2 protein-coding genes are annotated in these 1,178 nt (G+C 69.6%); both read right to left on the reverse strand.

Annotated elements, in window-relative coordinates; genetic code table 11:
- Positions 1-18: 18 nt before the first annotated feature.
- Complete coding sequence (locus ACFYPD_RS34085; protein ID WP_387122923.1) at positions 19-639, reverse strand: IS630 family transposase; 621 nt, start codon at positions 637-639, stop codon at positions 19-21.
- Positions 603-1,037, reverse strand: a complete 435-nt coding sequence (locus tag ACFYPD_RS34090) for a winged helix-turn-helix domain-containing protein (protein ID WP_387122926.1) — start codon at positions 1,035-1,037, stop codon at positions 603-605. The genes ACFYPD_RS34085 and ACFYPD_RS34090 overlap by 37 nt, the downstream gene beginning before the upstream one ends.
- Positions 1,038-1,178 lie beyond the last annotated feature (141 nt).

Here is a 1,178-nt window from a genome sequence, read left to right on the forward strand (position 1 = left end):
GCTACAGATCTTGAATGGCTAGGGTGAGTCGGGTTCGAGGGTCAGGCTGGTGTGGGCGAGGAAGTTGTCGAGCAGGTCGGCCCGGTACTGGACGCGCTTGAGTCGGTTCTTGATGATCGCTTGGAGATGATCGACGCCGCGGACGGCGAGGTTGCCGATGCTGCGTTTGAGGTGTGACCACACCTGCTCGGTGGGGTTGAGGTCGGGGGCGTAGGCCGGCAGTCGGATCACGTGTAGCCAGTCCCGGCCGTTGATCATCTGCCGCATCGCGGCGCTGATGTGGGTGTTGAGGTTGTCCCAGACCAGCACGATCGGACCGCCGAGCTGCTGGTGCGCGGCGTCGAGCAGGGCGATGTAGTCGGTCTCGGCGAAGCTGCGTCGTTCGTTCTTGCGGCCGCGGTGGGTGATGGTGCGGTAGATCAGCCGGCTGCGTCGGCCCGGCTTCACGCAGACCAGCCCCGCGATCGAGACCCGGCCGGACCCCTTACCCGACACCGGGATCACCGGCGTTTCGCCGCGTCGACCCCAGGTGCGGGCCTTCGGTGGGCGCAGCGTCTGACCGGCTTCGTCCTCGAAGCAGATCCACGCGTCGCGCTGCGCCGCTACCGTTTTCCCGCCGGCCACACCTCCCGCCGCCACGTCGCGACGGCCTCCTCGTCACGCTCGACGGGCCGGTGCGACGGGACCTGCACCGACCAGCCGATGCGGTGTAGCAGATACGAGGTGCCGCGCAGCGTGTACCGGGTGCGGAACATCCGAGCGATCAGGTCCGACACCCGGGCGAGGGTCCACCGCTGGTCCTCGCCGAACCCGTGCGCGGCCGGCCCTTCATCCAGGGCATCGGCCAGGCGCCGCAGCCGGCCGGCGTCCAGGCGGCAGCGGGAACCACCCGGCCCCTTGGACGCCAACCCGGCCTCACCCTCGGCACGCCACCGCTTCCGCCAGCCGTACACCGCGGTCTGCGACACCCGCAGCCGCCGGGCCACCTCGGCAACCGGCACGGCCTGCGCGAACCACCCGGCTGCTTGCCGTCGCACCGCCTCACGCTTCGCCCGCCCCCGGTCGGACAGACCACCTCCGTCGGGATACCTCATACCCCCGGCCTACGCCGCCGACCCGCGAAGATCACGCCGACACGCCGCCCCACAGTAGACAAACCTGACCTTTCAAGATCTGTA

The sequence above is a fragment of the Micromonospora sp. NPDC005299 genome, assembly GCF_042872345.1.
Lineage (GTDB): Bacteria > Actinomycetota > Actinomycetes > Mycobacteriales > Micromonosporaceae > Micromonospora.